Here is a 20,310-nt window from a genome sequence, read left to right on the forward strand (position 1 = left end):
GCCCTCCGACCAGCACGAACCCGCTCACGCGGGTTCATGCTCGGCATAATCACGGCCTCGGCATAATCCGAGTTATCCCGAATTCGGGATAACTCGGAGTCGTTGTTCAAGACGTTGAAGTACGGGCCGGAGTTTCCTGAACGCTTCGGATCACTGGGTGAGGCAAGGGAATTCATGAACACCTTCGCTCAGTGGTACAACCACGAGCATCGTCACACCGGCATCGGGCTACACACACCCGCCGACGTGCACTACGGGTTTGCCGCCGACAAAGCCGCCCAACGGCGCACGGTCATGGCCGACGCCCGCGCCCGCCATCCGCACCGCTTCGGCACTACCCACGCGCCGAAGATCCTCGATCTGCCCGACACCGTCTGGATCAACCGACCAGCCCAACACGCCAACCAGGAGCCCGCCACGACAGCCGCTTAACACCCACTGGACTCATCCACCTTGAAAAATTCCGCTCCGCGCGCTGCTCGCACGAGCTTACGGCGACCGGTCAACCTACCGGGACTATCGGGATCGCTATCGTGCGATGGCAACTTCCCTTGATTTCGAGGAACATATGGCGTGGGCTGAGGCGATGCCTTGACAGGGGTCAGCTGGGAGGCTCAGGGAGCTTGTTTCGAAAGAGAACACATCTGCGACAGTTCGGCAGGCGCGATCTGTCGCGCTGTTGGTCCAGTTCGCCGTGTCTCGAATGTTTGTCGCAGAAACACGTCCCGGCAGGTTCAGCCGCAGCGGCGAGTCGGAAGACGCTCCGTTTCAGCGATTGCTGCTACAACGCCTGCCGACCAGTTACCGACTCGTCGACCCTTGGGATTCATTTGAGCGGATCCACGGCCAGGTCATCAGGGCCCACACGATGATGACGAGTGTGGACGCCGTCAGTACGTACACCGGCCAGGGGCCCAATACGTCCAGCAGACTCGCAGTGCGGGGTTTTCCGTTGAGGAAGCCGTAGTCAGTTCCGGCGATCCGGTTGAAAGTAAACGCAACTGCCGCCCACACGACGGTGACCACGACCACGAAGCGGTAGCTGCGCCATCCGGGCCGCATCCTGCGGCCCCAGGTGAGGTAGATGGCTGCCCAGACAACGAGCAGGTGAATCGCCCAAAAACCGAGGAACCGGTAGTCGGGAAAGTCCGGACCAGTCAGAACCGGTGAGATCAAGGCCTGTGTGCTCAGAACGAGGCCCCAGTAGTAGGTGAGGGCGAAGGCCCAGCGTCGCTGCGACCACAACGCATAGGCCGCAGCGGCGGTCGCGAGATCGGTCAGGTTCAGTGGTACCGACCTGCCGATGGTGGGCGGGATCAGCGAATACACAAGCACCACGCCGAATATCGCGGCAGTCAGCGCCCCAAGGATGCGGCCTAGCCACCGGGCTTGCGATTCGCTCTGCCTGCGTCCGATCCAGACAAGAAGCGCACAGCCAGTCGCGAACACAGCGATGACGGCCCAGTGTGACGGGCCATACGCCATGAACTGGCTTTGCGCAGAAAACAGTTCCATCAACTGCACAGTTTCGTCCAAGATCATCGCCACCGGCGGTTACCGTATCGACTCATCGGTCTGGGGCGGCTCGGGTGAAGTCGGGTGAAGGAGTCGCACCCGTGCTCATTGGCGTATGGGTCGTTGATCGAATTCGTTTGAGGCCGTTTCAATGTGCCGCAGAATCGGTCCAGGACTGTGCGCTCAGGCAGGGAGCCGCGACCATCTGCGAGACGTTGGGAATCGGGCGAGCCGCCCTCTACCGCTACCTGGCCGAGAGCCACGAGGGATGACAGACCTGCCGGGGGCTCACACCCCCGGGCCACCGTGGCGAACCACCGGTCGGTAGCTCCTTGACCTCTAGTCTCGTTGTCGTGACGGCGCTCGCTGCCCTTCTGGGTCGATTGGATCCTGACCCACTCCGCAGGGGCAGGGAGTTTGAGCGCATTTGCCAGTGGTTCCTGACCCACGACCCCGTCTACATGGGCGAGCTTCGCAGGGTGTGGCTTTGGGATGAGTGGCCTGGACGGTGGGGCGCTGACGCCGGTATCGACCTCGTCGCTGAGGGCCGTCACGGACACCTCTGGGCGATCCAGGAAAAGGCGTATGACCCAGCCACCTAGATCACCAAACGTGACGTGGATGCCTTCTTGGCCGAGTCGGGGCGGTCGGAGTTCTCGTTCCGGTTGTTGATCGCGACGACGAACCTGATCGGGCGCACCGCCAAGCGCACGATCGAGGCCCAGGAGAAGCAGGCGAGCGTTCTGCTCCTCGGTGACCTGGACGCCGCCGAGGTCGACTGGCCCGGCTCCCCATCCGATATGCGTGCCCGGCGGCTGCCACCCAAACACCCCCGGCCTCATCAGCGCGAGGCGATGAACTCGGTTCTGAAGCGGTTTGAGGAGGGCGACCGTGGCCAGTTGATCATGGCCTGCGGGACCGGCAAGACCCTGACCGCGCTGTTCATCCACGACGAGAAGCTCGCTGCCGACCGCACGCTGGTGCTGGTGCCGTCGCTGTTGGCCAAACGCTGCGCGAGTGGACGGCCAACACGACGCTGGGATTCGACTTCCTTCCGGTGCGTTCCGACGCGACAGTCGCCGAACCCGATGCGGTCGTGTCGAACACGAGTGATCTGGGTTTCCCGGTCACGACGGACGCTGGGGAGATCGCGGCGTTCCTGCGTCGGCGGTCCGGCCCGCGTGTCATGTTCGCCACTTACCAATCGTCGCCGCAGATCGCCAAGGCGTTCCGGCTGGGCCGGGTGCCCGCCTTCGACCTAGGCCATCGCTGATGAGGCCCATCGCTGCGCCGGGCGCGTCTCCTCCGACTTCGGCACCATCCTGGGCATCGGGGCCATCAAGGCGCGCCGCCGGTTGCTCATGACGGCCACACCGCGCTACTTCACGGGTCGGGTCGTGCGGGAAGCCAAGGAGGCCGACTTTGAGGTCGCCTCGATGGACAACGAGCAAGTGTTCGGCAAGGTGTTCCACCGGCTCGGGTTCGCGGAGGCGATCGACCGTGACCTGCTCACCGACTACCAGGTGGTCGTCGGCGTCGATGACGCCACCTACCGCGACTGGGCACAGCGGGGCCGGTTCGTCACCCTCGACGGCACCGAAGTGACCGACGCCCGGACGCTGGCCGGACAAATCGGGCTGGCCGAGGCGATGCGCCGCTACGACCTGCACCGCACCATCACCTTCCACTCCCAGGTTAAACGTGCTGAAGAGTTCGCCCGCTCGCTACCCGAGGTGATCGCCTGGATGCCTGCGCGCCAGCGACCCACGGGACACCTGTGGTCGGACTACGCATCAGGCGAGATGCCCGCCGGGCAGCGCCATGCGCTGCTCCAACACCTCGGCAGGCTCGACCACGGCGAACAAGGGCTGCTCGCCAACGCGCGCTGCCTGGCCCAAGGAGTCGACGTCCCCACTCTCGACAGCGTGGCCTTCGTCGACCCGCGCCGCTCCGAGGTCGACATCGTGCAGGCCGTCGGCCGCGCCATCAGACTCTCCACACACAAGACCGTCGGCACCATCGTCATCCCCGTCTTCATCGACACCGACGACGACCCCGCCGTGGCCCCACCGACCGAGCTGTCGTCTGAGTTCATCGAGTTGCTCGCCAAGCTCGTCGTCGTGTGAGCGCAGCGCCTTGATCACGTCCCAGACCGGTTTGAACGCCGAGTCATCGAGCTGCCCGGCTGGACATGGAATCCCCACACCGCCGGGTGGGAGGACGGTTACAGCCGACTTCTGCACTACGTCGAACACAACGGTGACGCCCGCGTCCCGCAGTCACACATCCTCGATGGCTACCCGCTCGGTCAGTGGGTCATAGTTCAACGGAACTCCCACGGCAAAGGCACCCTGGACGCCGACCGCCAACGTCGACTCCAGGATTTCCCGGTTGGAGATGGGACCCCAAGGCCGACCAGTGGGGGGAGGGCTTCAGTCGACTCTCGCAATACGTTGAAGGCCACGGCGATGCCCGTGTCCCACGGTCTTGCACGGTGGATGGCTACCGGCTCGGTGCATGGGTCAAGGTGCAGCGCGGCAACCACGCCAAAGGCACCCTGGACTCCGACCGCGAACGCCGACTCCAGGGTCTGCCCGGCTGGTCATGGGACCCGCTCGCCGACCAGTGGGAGGAGGGTTTCAGTCGACTAGTGGGCTACGTCGAACGCCACGGTGACGCGAACGTCGCAAGGTCCTACGCGGTCGATGGCTACGCGCCGGGGGAATGGGTTCGACGGCAATGCAACCACGCCGAGGGAACCCTTGACGCTGACCGCGAACGCCGACTCCATGAGCTGCCCGGCTGGGCGTGAAAGGCATCGTCGTCGACCTAGGCCAGCGGGTTGGCCGGTCGCAGTAACTAGACCAGCTACCCAGTGAGTGACTGGCTCGGGGTGGCACGCCGAAGGGACTGTTCGCATTCCGGGCATCGGACGTGGCTGTCGCTTGCCGGTGGGAGCATGTGTGTGTGACCACGACGACGCTTTCCTGGGATGTGGTGCCCGTCGACAAGCCCGACGATGTCAATGTCGTGATCGGGCAGGCGCATTTCATCAAGACGGTCGAGGACCTACATGAGGCGATGGTGGGCGTGAGCTCGTCGCTACGGTTCGGCCTGGCCTTCTGCGAGGCCTCAGGACCACGGTTGGTTCGCCGCACCGGCAATGATCCTGAATTGGTCGAGCTGGCGACCCGCAATGCGCTCGCCATCGCCGCCGGGCACTCCTTCGTGATCCTCTTGCGTGACGGGTTCCCGGTCAACATCCTCAACCCGGTCAAAGCAGTGCCTGAGGTCTGCACGATCCACTGCGCCACAGCCAATCCGGTTGACATCGTGGTCGCGGTGACCCCGCGTGGCCGTGGCATTGTGGGCGTCGTCGACGGACAGGTGCCCCTCGGGGTGGAAACCGATCGCGACGTGGCCGACCGGCGCGACCTGCTCCGTGTCATCGGTTACAAGCTCTGACAGCACCCCGTGCGGAACGCGGCGAGTGCCGATCTCAGGGAGTCGCCGTTTGAGCGCATTACCGACGCAGTACGCGCATGGTTGACGAGAATGGCGGATGTGACCTAGAACGCGGCCGATCCACTTTTGCTTGGCCATCGCGTCGTAGAGATCCTGGAGACTGGCAGGCGCACCGCAACGTACAAGCTGGCCACGCTGATGGCGCTCGTTGACCACTGCATCGAACACCTTCCAGAAGGCCGGGATGACACGCTGGAGGTTCCGATACGTGAGCTTGCAGAACGGGTGATGGACCTCTACTGGTACCAGGTCCTTTGCTTCGACAGGCACCTCCAGTTGCGCCAGCCCACCGGGGGAGCCACGATCGTCGCTGCTGTCCTCGACTTCCGGGCAGCATCAGGAGTTGGGCAGTCGCGGACGACCCTCGACGTGGCGAAATCGCGAAACCTCGACGCCTATCGGGCGGCCCTCGACACGATCACGATCACCCTGGCCGAACAGCCACTCCGTCGTCTCCAGAGGATTAGGTCGGTAGCCGACCCGTTCCTGTACGACGACTCGTTCCTCGACGAGCACATGTCGGCGAAGAAGCTGGCAGTGCATGGCGGGGCGATCACGCTCAAGGCAGGCGTGGCGCACGGCCTGGCGCGGCTATCCGGCCTGCTCAAACCAGCACTACAAAGCATGTGGGTGAGTGACGTCCGCAGAATCAATGTTCTCGACGATGAAGTCCTCGACATCGAGGGCCACCTCTTCGGGCGTGCGCGTGTCGACCTGACCCCAGTCCAGACGCCGTTCAAACAGGCCTTCGGTCCATACTGCTTCTACTGCGAAGCAGAACTGAAGCCCGGAAATCCCGTTGACCATGTACTTCCGTGGTCAAGTGTGGGGCTTGACGGACTGCAGAACCTCGTACTTGCGTGCATGCCCTGCAACAGCGATAAATCCAACAAGATCCCGGCCCTGCAACACGTGGACAAGGCTCTGGAAGACACCGACCGGGCCAACAAGCTCGACCGGATCGAGACCGAGATCCGTTGGCCCACACAGCGTAAGCGAGTTAGAGACGCCGCCCGTGGCCTCTACCAAACGGAACCACCTGGATTGCCCACATGGTTGAGGCGGGGACAGACCATCGATCTCGACACCACCGGCGATCACCCACGGCTCCGAGCAGGCCGTTGATGAGAAGGCCCGTGCACCAGCACCAATGCGGGATCTCATTACACACCGCTGGGAGTTGTGGGGTCTAGTCGAAATCGGGTCCGATGTCCTGATTCGCAGGTTCGCCGGGCTTGTGGTTGGGTGCGGCGGCGACATGTGTCCAGATGGTGGACTGGTAGTAGTCAGACCAGCGGCCCGGACTTACGTAGTGCACCGCGAGCACACCTCCGGTGAGGAATTCGAATATATCGCCGTCCTCGCACTCCTCGGGATGATGCTCCCCTTCGCTAACGAGCCACACGGTGAAAGCCATGTTCGGGAGTATGGCGTGAAGGCGGCCTCGAAGTCAGCAGTTGCGGGAGCCGACTGCTGTTCTGGTCAGGCGCAATCTCCATTACGCATCCTTGGGGGTATGCGTGAGGTCAGATCCACCGATGTGGCCGCTATGGCGCGAGCCTCAGGCCGGGTTCGTGCCCGTCTCCTGCGATCAGCGTCTTCCACACACCCGCCGGAAAGTAGTACGTCTTTCCGGTCGACGACACCCGAACTTTGAGGACGCCGTCGTCCAGGAATTCGTAAGTGTCTTCGTCGCCGTAGTCGTCGGTGGGATCGTCGGGATGTTTCACTTTGAATGTCATGCCGGGAGTACGGCATGAAGGCTGGCCCGAAGTCTGCGTTTGACGACAGCCGGTTGCCGCTCCGTACCGGCGCTACAGGGTCGGCCTCCATGCCACACTCCGGGCGTGGACATACAAATACACCAGGCCGACGGCCGTATAACTCATTACCCCGACGCGACCCGTTATGACCTGATGCCCGATGCTGTGCTCAAGGTTGAAATCGATGGAAGCCTGTTGTTCTTCAATCCGAGGTATTGGCTTCAATTCGCGATCGACACCCAGGATCCGGACCCTTTCAACCTCGGCATCGATCCACTGAGCTAGGTGGGGTGCGGTGGGTAGCTGGCCCTAGACCGCAGACAGAGATATGGCGGCGTGATTGCAGAGCCGTTGGGAGCCCATCGGCAGTCCGGGGCCGGGCAACAGCGAGACCGCACCGGGAAAGCTCTCACAGCCTGAGAAAATTCCTCCTAGTGAGTCTTCGACGGCATAACAAACCTGGCACAGTTGAATCCGTGAAGAGAATAAAGGAGAACAGGAGCGACCTGAGCATCCCGGGCAATCGCGTCGGCTACGACGAGCCCGATCATCGTCTTAAAGGCACACCACGAGGCGAAGCCGCCGGACGAGACCGCACGGTCACCGGGCGCGACGGCAAGGTGAGGCCCAGCGGACGGGCCGACACCGGCGACCGTGACAGGCAGATTCACGTATTACACGAAGCCGGGAAGTCCTTGCGTGCAATAGCGGCCGAGGTGAAGTGCTCCGTGGGCACCGTTTCCCGCGTCCTCAAGTCCTGAAGGCATCCCAGCGCGCCTTATGGGTGATGTGCGCCAGCAGCTCAACCACGAGATCGACCTATCCACGGTGGATTTCGACTACATCGCCCCACATGAACAGGGCACCACCTCGGGCAAGCTCGCAGGCGGCGTCCCCCTGGAACCGGCCAAGGAGGCGGGGACTGGCACTGTGAAAGACCCGGAGCTGGTGGCGCTTGCGGAGGTCATCGAGAGATCAACGACCTGTTCTCCGGTGATCACCCCGATTCCGTTCAGGCGTGAAGAACGTCGTCACACACATCAAGGACCGGCTCGAAGAGAGCGAGACCCTTCAAGAGCAGGCCTTGCACAACTCCCTGGCCCAGTTCTCGGCCAGTCCCGACCTGCATAGCGAGTTCATGACTGCCGTCATCGATGCAATGGCGTCCTCGGGAGAATTGTCCACCCAGATCATCAACAACCCCGAGCTCGCGCAGAAGCTGTTGGGGGAGTTGGTGCCGATCATCTACAAGGGCCTCAAGTCGTCGGCATAGCCCTTCACGATCGAAGTGAACTGAGGTTCAGCATAGGAACGGTCGGGCACCGCAGGAGGTGCTGCTGGCCGTGGACGGTGAGCCCCCGACCTTGGCGCGGCCAAACTGGCCGAGTAGAACACGCCAGCCCTGCATGGTTCGTCACTTGCCTGATGTGTTGCGGCTCTTTGGCCTTGGTGCCGGTTGAGGGACCTAAGTCCGTATCGGCGTCCCGTGATCTGGGACACACTCGAGGATGTGAAGCACTTTGACGACCGCGCCGACGCCGGACGCCAACTGGCCCGGTGTCTGGACTCCTTTCGCGGCCAGGACATCGTCGTCCTCGGCCTCCCCCGAGGTGGAGTGCCGGTGGCCTACGAGGTGGCCACGGCACTGAGCGCCCCGCTCGATGTGCTTGTCGTGCGGAAGCTCGGGGTGCCGTATCAGCCCGAACTGGCGTTCGGCGCCATCGGTGAGGGCGGCGCGCGGGTGATCAACGATTCCGTCGTGCGTGCTGCGGAGCTGCGCAGTGATGACATGGATGCGGTGGAGGAAAAGCAGCGGGCCGAGCTGCAGCGCCGATCGGAGCGCTTCCGCCGAGGACGTGACCAGATCTCGTTGGCGGGGCGGGTCGCCGTGATCGTCGACGACGGCATCGCGACCGGAGCGACCGCGAAGGCGGCATGCCAGGTCGCCCGAGCCCATGGCGCGAGCAGGGTCGTGTTGGCGGTGCCCATCGGCGCGGCCGACACCGTCGAAGCCCTCGCCCAGTACGCGGACGAGGTGGTGTGCCTGAGCATCCCCGCGTTCTTCTTCGCCGTCGGGCAGGGATACCGCAACTTCGCCCAGACCTCTGACGACGAGGTGATCGCGCTGCTTGATCGCGCCCGCGACGGTTTTCGAGAGGCTGTCGCCAACCAAGGCGCTGTGGACCCGCCCTTGCGCGACGAGGAGGTGCGGGTGAGTGCCGGACCGGTTTCGGTGGCCGGGCACCTGACGATTCCCGAGCATCCTACGGGAATCGTCGTGTTCGCCCATGGCAGCGGGAGCAGCAGATTCAGCGCCCGCAACGTTTTCGTCGCCGACGTACTCAACACGGCCGGATTCGCCACGCTGCTGTTCGACCTGCTCACGCCCGAGGAAGATCGCAACCGCGCCAACGTCTTCGACATCGCACTGCTTGCTCGCCGATTGGTCGACGTGACCGCATGGCTGGCGTCCCAGCCCGACACCGCGTCGCTGCCCGTCGGCTACTTCGGGGCCAGTACCGGGGCGGGCGCGGCGCTGCGCGCCGCCGCCGATCCCCAGGTGAAGGTCGAGGCGGTCGTCTCACGCGGCGGCCGGCCCGATCTCGCCGGTCAAGACCTGACCCGCGTTCACGCGCCGACGCTGCTCATCGTGGGCGGACGCGACGACGTAGTCCTCGAACTGAATCGACAGGCACAAGCGGTGATGCCCGGCGAGTGCGAGCTCGCGGTGGTACCCGGGGCCACCCACCTATTCGAAGAGCCAGGCACCCTCGAGCGGGTCGCGATACTGGCGCGTGACTGGTTCACCGACCACATGAGCCCGCCAGCTGCCGACCCGTAGATGGGCACGAACAGCCATGGCGGACCTTCTCGCCCAGTTCGCAACTGTCGCTCCAGCCCCGCCGCGAGCCGGTGTATGTTTTGATATTGACCGTGGAACGCCTGTTCAACGCTGTCCTGGCCCTCAAAGAGCGTGGCCTTCTCCCCGATGCGGTGCTGCGGATCCTGGTCCGGGGGATGTGCGCCACTTGGGTCAAGACGTTCGAGTGCGGCGGAGACGCTGAAAAGCAGGCGTTCTACAAGAAGAAGTACTTCGAGAAACTGCGCGACAGCGCCGGCGCCACTCACCAGGCGGATGCCAACATCCAGCACTATGAAGTGCCTACGCGCTTCTTTCAACTCATGCTGGGGCCGTATCTCAAGTACTCATGCTGCCTGTTTCCGGAGCCCTCAACGAGCCTCGCCGACGCTGAAGTCGTCATGCTGCACGCGTTTCTCGAAGAACATCTGAAACTCAGTGAGCTCATCAAGGAGCGCGAGTCGATTCGACTGCTCGACCTTGGCTGCGGCTGGGGTTCCCACGGGGGCTACGTCCTCGAGAACTACGACGGAGTGCACGTCACCTTCCTGTCGAACAGCGCCACACAGCAGGACTTCATCAAGGCTCGAAACCGCAAGCACGCAGACAGATTCATCAATGCCAAAGAGGACGCAAGCACATTTGACGACCCGTCGTTCCACGGCGCCTTCGATGTGATCGTGTCGTGCGAAATGCTAGAGCACATGAAGAACTACGACATGGTTCTGGAAAAGGTGAGCTCGTGGTTGAAGCCCGACGGTCGAATGATGGTGCAGATCCTCGGAAATCGACGGTTCGCCTACGACTTCAAGACCACAGACTGGATGGGGAGGTACTTCTTCGCCGGCGGCACCATGCCGAGCAGAGACTTGTTCGAGTATTTCCTTCCGCCGGACTTGAAGCAATCCACCGTCTGGGACATCAACGGGGGCCAATACAGCAGAACTCTCGAAGCATGGCTTGCGAAGCTTGACGCGAACGCCAAGGAGTGCCTGCGCGCTCTGGAAGGCGGCCCCACATCCGCGTCAGTCGCTCTGCAACGATGGAGGATGTTCCTGCTGTTCTGCTCGGAGGTCTTCGGCTACGGTGACGGCAATGAGTGGATGGTCTTTCACTATCTTTTCGAAAAAGCCCCCGAGGCTGTGACGCCGGCCTGATGGTCAGGTGTGTCAGCGAGACAGTTGCCAACTATGCCGTGAAACCAGACACTGTCAGCCCGACAAGAGAACATAGAGGTCAAGGCGGTTTCGAAGAGATTCGGAGTCGCCTTTTTGCATACCCTTACGGGGGTATCTAGCGCGAGGAGTAGCGCAACGCCCCTCGAAAACATGTTCGGCATCGACTATTTACGCTGTTGTTGCATGCAACAGCGTTTCATGCACTGTTGAGGCATGGGTACATCATCGACACGGCGAGCCAGCGAATACCGCCAACGTATGCGTGAACGCGGGTATCGCCCAGTGCAAGTGTGGGTTGCCCGACGTTCGGTCGTCACGGTTTGCTGCGGAGGCACACCGAGAAGCGCTGGCGCTGGCCGAAGCCGACCGGCGCAGCGATGACATGGACTTCGTCGAGGCGATCTCCGACCTGACCGATCAGGAGTGAACCGTCGCGAGCTGTGGACCGTCTCGTGGGGTGTCTGTGCCGCCAAACCTCGCCCGGCGCTCATCATTCAAGACAACCTGTTCTCCGCCACCGAATCAGTCGTCGTCATCCCACTAACCACGACTGTGGCTGACGCGACCGTAGCGCGAATCGCGATACCGACGACCACCGGAATCGCTCAGCCCAGCTACGCCATGATCGACAAGATCACCACAGTCCGCCGGTCCAACCTCGGACAGCGGGTCGGTCGCGTATCCGCCGCGCTAACGGCGGACATTGAACGGTCGCTCATGGTGTTTCTCGGCCTAGCCTCTTGAGCGGTGGTCCGGGATGCTGGTTGGGTGGGGCGGCCGGCCGACTTCGCATCGAGCTACGCCAGCGGCTTACCTGGTCGCGGCAAGCGCGGCCAGCTCGGTGAATTGGCTGATCCCGCTGCTTTCTCGACCGTCCACTCCACGCCGGTCTCCTGGCACCCCGCGGTTTAGTATAGGCCAAACACCAGCGCCACAACGGAAGGGCATATGCCAAGGTCCCGAGACATACTGCAGCGCTTCCGGTCCGCCGGGACGCCTGGGGCGGCCACGGCGACCGGTGTCCCGGCAGACCGGGTGGCCGAGATGTCGGCCGAGCTCGAGCCAGTCCTCGCACAGCTCATTATTGTGCAGGAAGAAGTCTCGCGGATCCGTGCCGAGGCGCAGCGTGAAGCCGAGCGACGGCGGCAGGCCGCGGCGGAGCAGGCCAGTGCTCGTGTCGCCGCCGCTCACCGGCAAGCGGCGGCCGAACGCGCAGACGCCGCCCTTCGCCTCGCCCGGCATGTCGAGGAGGAGACTGCGGCGACTCTGGCTGCCGCCGAGGTGGATGCCATGGCTGTGCGCCGCCGCGCCGCGGAAAAGATGCCGTCGTACGTCGAGCGTGTCGTATCGGCGACAAGGGCCGCGCTGGACACCTCAGAGGAACACGGTTCGTGAGCTCGCCCTGGGTTGCGGGCGTGGTCCGCGCCAAGGCACTGGCCAGACGACGCCTGGGTGCGGCCGGGGCGCGTGAGGTTGCGACGTCACCGGGACTCAGTGAGGCGCTGGCCGCGCTGGCTTCGTCGTCGTACGGACACGATGTGCGCTCAGGTCAGAGTCTGGGCGCCGCCCAGCACGCGGTCGCCGCCTCGTTGCTGTGGAACATGCGGGTGCTTGCGGGGTGGCTTCCGCGTGGGCATGCGGACGTCGTGCGCCTCTTCGCGGCGGGTTTCGAGGTGGCCAACTTCGATGAGCACCTCTCGACGCTGCAACGCTTGTCGACACCGCAGGGCGTGCCCACAGATCCGCCCTACTCGCTCGGGATGCTCGACACCTCGTGGTCGCGACTGTCTTCGGCGACCGCACTCACCGGGATCGCGGAGGTGCTAGAAACGTCGCGCTGGCAGCTGCGTGGGTGCAGAACACCGCGCGAGCTTGCTCTCGGACTTCGCCTGGCCTGGGCCGATGCCGTGATCGCGGATGTGCCCGAGGCTGCCGGGTGGGCGCGGGCCGGCGCGGCGCTGCTCGTGCTCAAGGAGGTCGCCCTCGAGGACCAAAGGCTCACGGAGCCTCTGGCGCTGCGCGCGTCGTACGTGTTGGGACCGGCATTCGTCGGTGCGTTGTCCGCCCGCCCGGTCGACCTGGCGGGGCTGCGCGACGACCTCCCGTATGGTGCCCGGTGGGTGCTCGACGGCCTCGATCAGAGTCAGGACCTCTGGCGCGGGGAGGCCGCGTGGTGGCATCGGGTCGAGCGGGACGGGTTCGCCTTGCTGCGCGGTTCCGGCTACGACCGGAAACCGGTGGTCGGTGCCCTCGCGGTGTTGGCCGTGGACGCCTGGCGGGTTCGGGCAGCGCTGGAAACAGCGGCGCGTGGTGGCGCAGGACCGACACTGGAGGCCTTCGATGGGGTGGCGTGAGGCCACTGCACCGGTGCGCATGCAGCGGGTGGCTCTCGTGTGCCCCAGGGCGGTCCTGCGCGACATGCTCGTGCTCGTTGCCGACGCCGGCGTCGTCGAGATCGATCGCACGACCTCGGGACGCAACGCCGGCGGGGCCGGAAGCGAGGCCGCGCGCAGACTCCTCGGCGTGCGCCCTGGTGGATCGCCGGATCCGTGTTTGAGCGCCACCACACCTGACCTGGTTGACCTCGAGCGTGACGGCCGGGACGATCTGCTCGCAGGGGAGGCCGAACTCGTGTCGCTCGCCGACGACGCCGTCGTTCGCCACGAGATCGCCGCTCTGGCCGGCTGGGTTCCAACCTTGGAGTTACCGCACCTGACCAGCCGACTGGCGGATGTCGGTGCTGGCGTCGTGCCGATCCCGTCACCGCGTGGGGTGGACCCCCCGACGTTGCTGCACCCCGGAAAGGGCTTGCGGCAATCGTTCACGCCGCTGGTCGAGACGTACGGGACGGTGCCCTACGCCGACGTCGACCCCAGCGTGCTGGCCGGTATTGCGTATGTGCTGATGTTCGGAATGATGTTCGGGGACGCCGGACACGGTGCCCTGCTCGTCGTTCTCGGGTTCCTGATGCGTGCCAGAAGACCCCGCGCGCTTGCCCGGTTCCACAAGGTCTGGCCATTCGTCGTCGGGTCCGGGCTGGCCGCGATCGTGTTCGGGCTGCTCTACGGGGAGTTCTTCGGGCCCACCGGAGTGGTTCCTGTGCTGTGGCTGGCCCCGCTCGACGAACCCGTCACGTTGATGGCTGTCGCGTTGGGTGCGGGCGCGGTGTTTCTTGCCGGTGCCCAGATCATCGGCACGGTCAACCGCTGGCGCGAGGGGGGGTGGCCGCTGGCACTGAGTGCCCCCTCCGGAATCGCCGGTGCCGCCCTTCTGGGCGGGCTGGGCCTCATCGTGCTCGGCGCGAACGGCCGTCTCGGGTGGGTCATTGTGGCCGGCGCCCTCGTCATGGCGGGCGGCGTCGCCCTGGCGTACATCGGATTTCTGGCCGCGGCCGGTGGCGGCGGTGCGGGCATCGCCCAAGCCTCCGTCGAAGTGTTCGACGCCGTGATACGGGTCGGCGCCAACCTGGTCTCCTTCACCCGCCTGGCAGCATTCGGTCTCACCCACGCAGCACTGGGAAAGATCGTGTGGGACGGCACGGCCGGGCTGTGGCGGTCGGGTGGCGTCCTGGTGGCCGCTGCTGTCCTCGTCTTCGTCCTCGGGAATGTGCTCGCTTTCGGCCTCGAGGCACTCGTTGCCGGGGTGCAGGCTCTGCGTCTGGAGTACTACGAGCTGTTCTCCCGGATTTTCACCGGCGAGGGCCGTCCGTTTCGACCCTGGCACGTCGCCACCGATCGCACCGGTGAACTCCTGTCCACCAACAGCTCGGCACCATTCGGCGCCACTATCGGGAGAAAACCATGATGATCTGGTTTCTTGCACTGCCCGTCCTCGTCGCCGCGTTCGCCGCGACTCGTCAGCTGCTGAGGCGTCGGGATCGGACCGCCGTGCGAATCCTCGTCGGCCTCAATGCCTTTGTGTTCGTCGGCGCGCTCGCGGCGCTCGCTCTTATCGCCACCGCCGGCACCGGGGCGGCCGAGGTGACCACGACCGTGGCGCAGGAGGGCGGGTCCGGGTCCTCGTCGTCGGCCGCGCTGCTCGGCGCCGCCATCGCCGTGGCGGGCTCCTCCCTCGGGGCTGCCTTCGCCGTGGCCTACACCGGTGCCGCCGCATTGGCGGCGATGAGTGAGAGGCCCGAGTTGTTCGGCCGCGCGATGGTCATCGTCGGACTGGCCGAGGGAATTGCGATCTACGGCCTCATCGTCGCGATCATCCTGATCGGCAAAGGGTGACTGATATGGGACGTGTCGCGGTCATCGGCGAGGAAACCGCGGTGTCCGGTTACGCACTCGCCGGCGTCCTCGTCCTGCCGGCCGAGGGCGACGACGCGGTCCACGGCGCCTGGAGCAGCCTACCCGACGACATCCAGGTCGTCATTTTGACTTCTCGGGCGGCCCGCATCCTGGGTAGTGCCCGCACAGCGAAGCTGCTCCCGTTCACGGTGGTCATGCCATCGTAACCGCTGCCGCGGCGCCTGAGTTGGCCGATCCTCTCGCCCCCGTCCGAGAGGAGCTGTTGGCACGGGCGCGAGCGGAGGCCGAACGCGTGGTCGCAGAGGCCGATGCCGACGCCGACGCGACCCTGGCGGCGGCGCAGCGCGAAGCCGACGCAATCCGCGGCGTAGCTCGCGCAGAGGGGGAATCCGACGCCGCAGCGGTGCTCGCTGCGGAGCGTGCGCGGGTTCGACGCCAGGCCCGGACGGTCGTACTGGCCGCGCAACGGGAGGCCTACGACGAGCTGCGTTCCCAGGTCGTGCATGCGTTGTCCGCCCTACGGGACGACCCCGGTTATGGACCGTGGCGGGACCGTCTCGCCGGGCATGCCCGAACGGTGCTCGGGACCGACGCCGTGGTGAGCGAGCCCCCCGAAGGTGGGGTGCTCGCCGAGATGAACGGTCGGCGAGCGCTGTACACCCTGATGGGCCTCGCCGACCACGTGATCGACACGATGGGCGCGGACGTTGAAGGGCTCTGGTCGTCGTGAGCGCGGAGGTGTCCCGGGTATCAGGCTCGCTGGTCGAGCTCGAGGGTCTGGCCGGCGTGGCGATGTATGACGTTGTGCTGCTCGGTGAGCAGCAGCTGCCGGGAGAAGTCGTTGCCATCACCGATCGTCGGATCACCGTCCAGGCGTATGAGGACACCGGCGGCTTGGCCCCGGGTGCCGCAGTCGTTTCCCGCGGCGCACCACTTTCGGCCGAACTGGGCCCGGGGCTTCTGGGCTCGGTGTTCGACGGTCTGCTGCGCCCGTTGTCCGAGGCCGGAACCTGGCTGGTTCCGGGCGCGGCACCTGCAGCCGGCACCGACCGACGCTGGCAGTTCACTCCCTCGGTCGCCGAAGGCGCGATCGTGTCGGAGGGTGACGAGCTTGGATCGATCGGCGGCGACACTCCGTTGCCGCTGCGGATCCTGGTCCCTGCGGGCACGGCCGGTGTGGTGCAGCACATCGCGACGGCGGGCAGCTGTGCCGCGGATGCGGTGGCCGCGACGGTTGCCGGGGTCGACGTTCGGCTCACCAGCCTGTGGCCGGTCCGGCGTCCGCGGCCGTATCGCGAACGCCTCACCGCTGCCGAGGGCCTGCACACCGGGCAGCGGGTCCTCGACCTGCTGTATCCGGTGGCCCGCGGCAGCAGTGCCGCCGTGCCGGGTGGATTCGGTACCGGCAAGACGATGCTGTTGCAGCAGATCGCCAAGTGGTGCGACGCCGACGTGATCGTGTACGTCGGGTGCGGCGAGCGCGGCAACGAGATGGCCGATGTGGTCGCCGAGCTCAGTGCCCTCGAGGACCCTCGCACCGGCGATCCGCTCAGTCGCCGCACGGTGATCATCGCGAACACCTCGAACATGCCCATGATGGCCCGTGAGGCCAGCATCTACACCGGTGTCACCGTTGCCGAGTACTTCCGGGACATGGGGTATCACGTCGTGCTCATTGCGGACTCGACCTCGCGCTGGGCGGAGGCGCTGCGGGAGTTCGCGTCTCGGACCGGGGCCTTGCCGGCGGAGGAGGGGTATCCCGCGAGTCTTGCGTCGGCGATGGCGGCCTTTTACGAACGGGCCGGGCATGTGGTCACTCTCGGCGGGCGCCGAGGGTCGGTCACCATCGTCGGTGCGGTCTCGCCCCCGGGCGGGGACATGACCGAACCGGTGACCGCGCACACGCAGCGGTTCGTCCGATCGGTGTGGATGCTCGACCGGGACCTGGCCTACGCGCGGCACTATCCGGCGGTTGCGTGGTCGGGATCGTTCTCGCGCGACGCCGACGCGCTGGGCGCCTGGCATACGCGGAAGGGAGATCCGGCATGGGCTCACCGCCGAGAACGGGTCAGCGCGTTGCTCTCGGACGCCGATCGGCTAGGCGCCCTCGCCGATCTGGTCGGCATCGGAGCGATGCCGGGTGCCGAGCGCGTGGTCATGCTGGCCGGGCGGCTGCTGCGCGAGGGGGTGCTGCAACAGAGTGCGCTGAGCCCGAACGACGTCTTCTGTTCCGCGGCCAAGGGTGCGGCGCTGCTCGAGGCCGTCCTCACCGTCATCGACCGGTGTGACGCGCTCGTCGAGTCGGGGGTACCCGCCACGGCGATCGAGGAGACGGACTTCGGCAGCGTGCTGCGCGCTGCGCAGGAAACCGGCCCCGAGGACTTCCAGGGGGTCCAGGAGCATCTGGACGCCGTGCTGACTCGACTCGGGAAGCTGTCATGAGTGCGAATTCCATCGTGCCGGCCGCGACGTTCGGCGCGCTCGAGTACACGGATGTGGCCGAGCTGCGAGGGCCGCTGCTCGTGGTCCGCGGCGTGTCGGGCGTGGGCTGGGACGAGTCCGCGCGCGTCGAGCTGGGTTCTGGGGAGGTACGGAACGGGCTCGTCCTCGAGGTCGACCGCGACCTGGCGGTCGTCCAGATGCTCGAGGGAACCGAGGGTATCCGGCCCGCCGACACCCGCGTCCGCTTCGCCGGGGAGACCCTACACATCCCGGTGGGACCCGGCTGGCTCGGACGGGTCTGCAACGGCAGGGGAGAACCCGTCGACGGGGGGCCACCGATCTTCGGTGTGCGGCGGGCTCCTGTCTCGGGTTTCCCGCTCAACCCAACGCACCGCGAGCCGCCGGCTGAGCCGGTCATCACGGGGGTCTCGGCCGTCGACGCGCTGACCACGGTGGTGCGGGGACAGAAGCTGCCGGTGTTCTCGATTGCCGGGTTGCCGCATCTCGAGCTCGCGACTCAGGTGGCCGCGCAGTCCACCGCGGGTGATGCGCCGTTCTCGGTCGTCTTCGCGGGCATGGGCCTGACCCACCTCGACACGGCCGCTGTGCGAGACGCGCTCGAGGCGCGCTCGGCCGCCGGCGAGCTGGTGTTGTTGCTCAACACGGCGGACGACCCTGTGGTCGAACGGATTCTGACGCCCCGGCTCGCGCTCACGGTCGCCGAGTATCTCGCTTTCGACATGGGCCGGCACGTGCTCGTCGTGATGGCTGACATGACGTCCTACGCGGAGGCGCTGCGGGAGGTGTCCGCGGCACGAGGTGAGATACCCGGCCGCCGGGCGTATCCGGGCTACCTCTTCAGCGACCTCGCCTCGCTCTACGAGCGGTGCGGCCGCATCCGTGGCGTGCCCGGGTCGGTCACCGTGCTTCCCGTGTTGACGATGCCCGCCGGGGACATCACCCATCCGGTTCCGGACCTCACCGGATACATCACCGAAGGCCAGATCGTCCTCTCGGCCACCATGCAGGACGCCGGCATCTACCCGCCCGTGGAGCCACTGAACTCCCTGTCCAGACTCATGCGCAAAGGTGCGGGCCCAGCACGGACCCGGGAGGATCACCTCGACGTGGCCGCTCAGGTCCTGGCATCGTTGGCCCGGGCCCGGCAAGCGCGTGAGCTCGCCGAGTTGGTGGGCGAGGACGCGCTCAGCGCCACCGACCGCTCGTATCTATCCTTCCAACAAGCGGTGGAACAGCGCCTGCTCAACCAGCGTCGCGACGAGTCGCGGACACTCGACGAGACACTCGACCGCGCCTGGGAGGCGCTGCGTGTTCTTCCGCGCCGGGAGCTCACGATGCTTCCGAACGCTGTGCTCGACGCCCGGTACGCCGAGCCCTCCGCGGGGCCGTGAGCGCGATGGCCAAGCTCATGCACATGCCCCCCGGACGAGCCGGTCGCCTGTGGCTCCAACATCGGCTCACCACCGCGCAGCACGGCGCGGATCTGCTCGACCACAAGCTACGCATCCTGCGTACCGAACGGGAACAACTCGCGCTGCAACAGGACAGGATGGCCGCCGAGTGGGAGTCCGCGAGCCGCGAGGCGGACATGTGGCTGTTGCGTGGAGTTCTGCTCGGCGGGCAGCGGTCGGTCAGGCTCGCCGCCGTACCGGCGCCCGCTGAGGTCCGCATCTGCTGGGAGCAGTCGATGGGAGTGCGCTATCCGGCCGAGGCCACCTGCACCGTGCCGGACCCCTCGCCGGACGCACCGCCCCCCAGCAACGCCGCACTGGTCGCGGCACGTGACTGCTATCGACGCGCGGTACAGGCCGCCGTCCAGCAGGCAACCATCGAGACGGCAGTACGTGTTCTCGAGGCGCAAGAGACTGCCACTCGTCGCCGACTCCGCGCCATCGAAGACCGGTGGATACCCCGCTTGCAGCAGGCCCTGGCCGAACTGCAATTCAAGCTCGAGGAAGACGAGCACAACGACGCCGTGCGATTGCGCTGGGCGGCCGGCAATCGCACCGGCGACGAGCGAAGCCGGAGCAGCAGAGGAACGCCATGACAGAGCCCATGCTCTACAAGATCCTCGTCGCCGTCGACGACTCACCGGCCGCCTTGGCCGCGGCCCGCGCCGCAGTCGAGATCGCGGCGCGCACCGGCGCGCACCTTCGTTTCGTGCACGTCACCAGCGACGGTGAAATCGTCCGCGCGCTCGCCGGCATGGGACGTGACAGCGAGCTGGCAACCAGACGCAACAAAGCTGCGGAATCACTCCTGCAACATGTCGGTGCCGAAGCCCAATCGGCGGGCGTGCGAGCCGAGACGACACACCTCGAAGGTGACCCGGCCGCGCTTCTGCTGACGGAGGCGAGCAATTGGGGCGCCGACCTCCTCGTCATCGGCCGATCCGATGTGCGGGGAGCCGGCCGACCCTACGTCGGCACGGTCACCCGGAAGGTTCTCGAGCTGGTCGACACTCCGGTCTTGGTCGTCCCGCGCCCGATATGACGTTCTGCCGTCGCCTGCCCTGCCGATGGCGCTGAAAACCGCCTGTCATAGGCCCCAGCCGCACAAGGAAGTCGCCATGTGGTTCCGCCTAAGCTAAGCCTCGATCCACTCCCGGCGATCTGTGGTTCCCCCGAAATCGTGGAGGGTTTCCTATGCCGCTTCCGGCTTGGTCTTGGATTCCCTGATCTCGTAGTTGACGGGCGATAGCCCGTCGGCGGCGCTGTGCCGGCGTTGGTGATTGTAGAAGGTGTAGCACCAGT

At 65.7% G+C, this 20,310-nt stretch carries 26 protein-coding genes and 3 pseudogenes; 26 read left to right on the forward strand and 3 right to left on the reverse strand.

Annotated elements, in window-relative coordinates:
- Positions 1-93 precede the first annotated feature (93 nt).
- Positions 94-432, forward strand: a pseudogene (locus tag VET27_RS06485) (integrase core domain-containing protein); the annotation flags it as partial.
- 369 nt (positions 433-801) lie between these two features.
- Here the strand turns inward: VET27_RS06485 and VET27_RS06490 are convergent.
- Positions 802-1,542, reverse strand: a complete 741-nt coding sequence (locus VET27_RS06490) for a YwaF family protein (RefSeq protein ID WP_526516310.1) — start codon at positions 1,540-1,542, stop codon at positions 802-804.
- 434 nt (positions 1,543-1,976) lie between these two features.
- On the opposite strand from VET27_RS06490, the pseudogene VET27_RS06495 reads away from it, so the two are divergent.
- The 7 genes and pseudogenes from VET27_RS06495 to VET27_RS06525 all read left to right on the forward strand — a co-directional run.
- A pseudogene (locus VET27_RS06495) lies at positions 1,977-2,240 on the forward strand (restriction endonuclease); the annotation flags it as partial.
- A gap of 129 nt (positions 2,241-2,369) precedes the next feature.
- Positions 2,370-2,777, forward strand: coding sequence for a DEAD/DEAH box helicase family protein (locus VET27_RS06500; RefSeq protein ID WP_526516312.1), 408 nt, complete (start codon positions 2,370-2,372; stop codon positions 2,775-2,777).
- A gap of 99 nt (positions 2,778-2,876) precedes the next feature.
- On the forward strand, positions 2,877-3,641 hold the full coding sequence (locus tag VET27_RS06505; protein ID WP_526516267.1) for a helicase-related protein: 765 nt from the start codon (positions 2,877-2,879) through the stop codon (positions 3,639-3,641).
- Positions 3,642-3,752: 111 nt separating this feature from the next.
- Positions 3,753-3,839, forward strand: a pseudogene (locus tag VET27_RS06510) (hypothetical protein); the annotation flags it as partial.
- Positions 3,827-4,327, forward strand: a complete 501-nt coding sequence (locus tag VET27_RS06515) for a Helicase associated domain protein (RefSeq protein WP_526516269.1) — start codon at positions 3,827-3,829, stop codon at positions 4,325-4,327. The pseudogene VET27_RS06510 and the gene VET27_RS06515, both read left to right, overlap by 13 nt.
- A gap of 155 nt (positions 4,328-4,482) precedes the next feature.
- Positions 4,483-4,980, forward strand: coding sequence for an adenosine-specific kinase (locus VET27_RS06520; RefSeq protein ID WP_526516271.1), 498 nt, complete (start codon positions 4,483-4,485; stop codon positions 4,978-4,980).
- Positions 4,981-5,106: 126 nt separating this feature from the next.
- Complete coding sequence (locus tag VET27_RS06525; RefSeq protein WP_526516273.1) at positions 5,107-6,165, forward strand: HNH endonuclease signature motif containing protein; 1,059 nt, start codon at positions 5,107-5,109, stop codon at positions 6,163-6,165.
- Positions 6,166-6,229: 64 nt separating this feature from the next.
- Here VET27_RS06525 and VET27_RS06530 read toward each other — a convergent pair whose 3' ends face one another.
- On the reverse strand, positions 6,230-6,457 hold the full coding sequence (locus tag VET27_RS06530) for a hypothetical protein (RefSeq protein WP_526516275.1): 228 nt from the start codon (positions 6,455-6,457) through the stop codon (positions 6,230-6,232).
- A gap of 130 nt (positions 6,458-6,587) precedes the next feature.
- Positions 6,588-6,782, reverse strand: a complete 195-nt coding sequence (locus VET27_RS06535; protein WP_526516277.1) for a hypothetical protein — start codon at positions 6,780-6,782, stop codon at positions 6,588-6,590.
- A 105-nt stretch (positions 6,783-6,887) separates the two neighbouring features.
- Between VET27_RS06535 and VET27_RS06540 the strand changes: the two genes are divergently transcribed.
- From VET27_RS06540 to VET27_RS06625, 18 genes are all read left to right on the forward strand, one after another.
- Positions 6,888-7,088 (forward strand): hypothetical protein, encoded by a 201-nt coding sequence (locus tag VET27_RS06540; RefSeq protein WP_526516279.1) that lies wholly within the window; start codon positions 6,888-6,890, stop codon positions 7,086-7,088.
- 335 nt (positions 7,089-7,423) lie between these two features.
- On the forward strand, positions 7,424-7,564 hold the full coding sequence (locus VET27_RS06545) for a helix-turn-helix domain-containing protein (protein WP_526516314.1): 141 nt from the start codon (positions 7,424-7,426) through the stop codon (positions 7,562-7,564).
- Between the two features lie 257 nt (positions 7,565-7,821).
- The gene (locus tag VET27_RS06550) at positions 7,822-8,076 is read left to right on the forward strand and encodes a hypothetical protein (protein WP_526516281.1); all 255 of its coding nucleotides are present in this window, start codon (positions 7,822-7,824) and stop codon (positions 8,074-8,076) included.
- Positions 8,077-8,313: 237 nt separating this feature from the next.
- Positions 8,314-9,645 carry a phosphoribosyltransferase family protein gene (locus tag VET27_RS06555; RefSeq protein ID WP_526516283.1) on the forward strand — a complete coding sequence of 444 codons (1,332 nt, stop codon included), beginning with the start codon at positions 8,314-8,316 and terminating at the stop codon, positions 9,643-9,645.
- A gap of 92 nt (positions 9,646-9,737) precedes the next feature.
- A complete protein-coding gene (locus VET27_RS06560) occupies positions 9,738-10,820 on the forward strand; it encodes an SAM-dependent methyltransferase (protein WP_526516285.1) in 1,083 nt (360 codons plus the stop codon).
- A gap of 279 nt (positions 10,821-11,099) precedes the next feature.
- The gene (locus VET27_RS06565; protein ID WP_526516287.1) at positions 11,100-11,222 is read left to right on the forward strand and encodes a hypothetical protein; all 123 of its coding nucleotides are present in this window, start codon (positions 11,100-11,102) and stop codon (positions 11,220-11,222) included.
- Positions 11,194-11,268: a hypothetical protein gene (locus VET27_RS06570; RefSeq protein ID WP_526516316.1), complete on the forward strand. Its 75-nt coding sequence runs from the start codon at positions 11,194-11,196 to the stop codon at positions 11,266-11,268. Before VET27_RS06565 ends, VET27_RS06570 begins: the two co-directional genes overlap by 29 nt.
- A complete protein-coding gene (locus VET27_RS06575) occupies positions 11,265-11,585 on the forward strand; it encodes a type II toxin-antitoxin system PemK/MazF family toxin (RefSeq protein ID WP_526516289.1) in 321 nt (106 codons plus the stop codon). The genes VET27_RS06570 and VET27_RS06575 overlap by 4 nt, the downstream gene beginning before the upstream one ends.
- A 300-nt stretch (positions 11,586-11,885) precedes the next feature.
- Positions 11,886-12,236 carry a hypothetical protein gene (locus VET27_RS06580; RefSeq protein WP_526516291.1) on the forward strand — a complete coding sequence of 117 codons (351 nt, stop codon included), beginning with the start codon at positions 11,886-11,888 and terminating at the stop codon, positions 12,234-12,236.
- Entirely contained in the window at positions 12,233-13,195 is a 963-nt protein-coding gene (locus VET27_RS06585; protein WP_526516293.1) for a hypothetical protein, read from the forward strand. Before VET27_RS06580 ends, VET27_RS06585 begins: the two co-directional genes overlap by 4 nt.
- Positions 13,182-14,645 carry a V-type ATPase 116kDa subunit family protein gene (locus VET27_RS06590; protein WP_526516295.1) on the forward strand — a complete coding sequence of 488 codons (1,464 nt, stop codon included), beginning with the start codon at positions 13,182-13,184 and terminating at the stop codon, positions 14,643-14,645. Before VET27_RS06585 ends, VET27_RS06590 begins: the two co-directional genes overlap by 14 nt.
- Positions 14,642-15,073 (forward strand): ATP synthase subunit C, encoded by a 432-nt coding sequence (locus VET27_RS06595; RefSeq protein ID WP_526516297.1) that lies wholly within the window; start codon positions 14,642-14,644, stop codon positions 15,071-15,073. Before VET27_RS06590 ends, VET27_RS06595 begins: the two co-directional genes overlap by 4 nt.
- Before the next feature lie 5 nt (positions 15,074-15,078).
- Positions 15,079-15,300: a hypothetical protein gene (locus VET27_RS06600; RefSeq protein ID WP_526516299.1), complete on the forward strand. Its 222-nt coding sequence runs from the start codon at positions 15,079-15,081 to the stop codon at positions 15,298-15,300.
- Positions 15,301-15,320: 20 nt separating this feature from the next.
- Complete coding sequence (locus VET27_RS06605) at positions 15,321-15,824, forward strand: hypothetical protein (RefSeq protein WP_526516300.1); 504 nt, start codon at positions 15,321-15,323, stop codon at positions 15,822-15,824.
- Entirely contained in the window at positions 15,821-17,536 is a 1,716-nt protein-coding gene (locus VET27_RS06610) for a V-type ATP synthase subunit A (RefSeq protein WP_526516302.1), read from the forward strand. The genes VET27_RS06605 and VET27_RS06610 overlap by 4 nt, the downstream gene beginning before the upstream one ends.
- Positions 17,533-18,948 (forward strand): V-type ATP synthase subunit B, encoded by a 1,416-nt coding sequence (locus tag VET27_RS06615; RefSeq protein WP_526516304.1) that lies wholly within the window; start codon positions 17,533-17,535, stop codon positions 18,946-18,948. The genes VET27_RS06610 and VET27_RS06615 overlap by 4 nt, the downstream gene beginning before the upstream one ends.
- Positions 18,949-18,971: 23 nt before the next feature.
- Positions 18,972-19,604 carry a V-type ATP synthase subunit D gene (locus VET27_RS06620; RefSeq protein WP_526516306.1) on the forward strand — a complete coding sequence of 211 codons (633 nt, stop codon included), beginning with the start codon at positions 18,972-18,974 and terminating at the stop codon, positions 19,602-19,604.
- Positions 19,601-20,050, forward strand: a complete 450-nt coding sequence (locus VET27_RS06625; protein ID WP_526516308.1) for a universal stress protein — start codon at positions 19,601-19,603, stop codon at positions 20,048-20,050. The genes VET27_RS06620 and VET27_RS06625 overlap by 4 nt, the downstream gene beginning before the upstream one ends.
- Positions 20,051-20,310 lie beyond the last annotated feature (260 nt).

Source organism: Mycobacterium sp. (genome assembly GCF_035633495.1).
GTDB lineage: Bacteria > Actinomycetota > Actinomycetes > Mycobacteriales > Mycobacteriaceae > Mycobacterium.

Coding starts and splice junctions, on each gene's coding strand:
- VET27_RS06615 (WP_526516304.1), top strand. CDS start 17,533: ATGAGTGCGAATTCCATCGTGCCGGCCGCGACGTTCGGCGCGCTCGAG.
- VET27_RS06490 (WP_526516310.1), bottom strand. CDS start 1,542: ATGATCTTGGACGAAACTGTGCAGTTGATGGAACTGTTTTCTGCGCAA.
- VET27_RS06580 (WP_526516291.1), top strand. CDS start 11,886: ATGTCGGCCGAGCTCGAGCCAGTCCTCGCACAGCTCATTATTGTGCAG.
- VET27_RS06500 (WP_526516312.1), top strand. CDS start 2,370: ATGAACTCGGTTCTGAAGCGGTTTGAGGAGGGCGACCGTGGCCAGTTG.
- VET27_RS06530 (WP_526516275.1), bottom strand. CDS start 6,457: ATGGCTTTCACCGTGTGGCTCGTTAGCGAAGGGGAGCATCATCCCGAG.
- VET27_RS06600 (WP_526516299.1), top strand. CDS start 15,079: ATGGGACGTGTCGCGGTCATCGGCGAGGAAACCGCGGTGTCCGGTTAC.
- VET27_RS06590 (WP_526516295.1), top strand. CDS start 13,182: ATGGGGTGGCGTGAGGCCACTGCACCGGTGCGCATGCAGCGGGTGGCT.
- VET27_RS06535 (WP_526516277.1), bottom strand. CDS start 6,782: ATGACATTCAAAGTGAAACATCCCGACGATCCCACCGACGACTACGGC.
- VET27_RS06565 (WP_526516287.1), top strand. CDS start 11,100: ATGCGTGAACGCGGGTATCGCCCAGTGCAAGTGTGGGTTGCCCGACGT.
- VET27_RS06505 (WP_526516267.1), top strand. CDS start 2,877: ATGACGGCCACACCGCGCTACTTCACGGGTCGGGTCGTGCGGGAAGCC.
- VET27_RS06595 (WP_526516297.1), top strand. CDS start 14,642: ATGATGATCTGGTTTCTTGCACTGCCCGTCCTCGTCGCCGCGTTCGCC.
- VET27_RS06620 (WP_526516306.1), top strand. CDS start 18,972: ATGCCCCCCGGACGAGCCGGTCGCCTGTGGCTCCAACATCGGCTCACC.
- VET27_RS06625 (WP_526516308.1), top strand. CDS start 19,601: ATGACAGAGCCCATGCTCTACAAGATCCTCGTCGCCGTCGACGACTCA.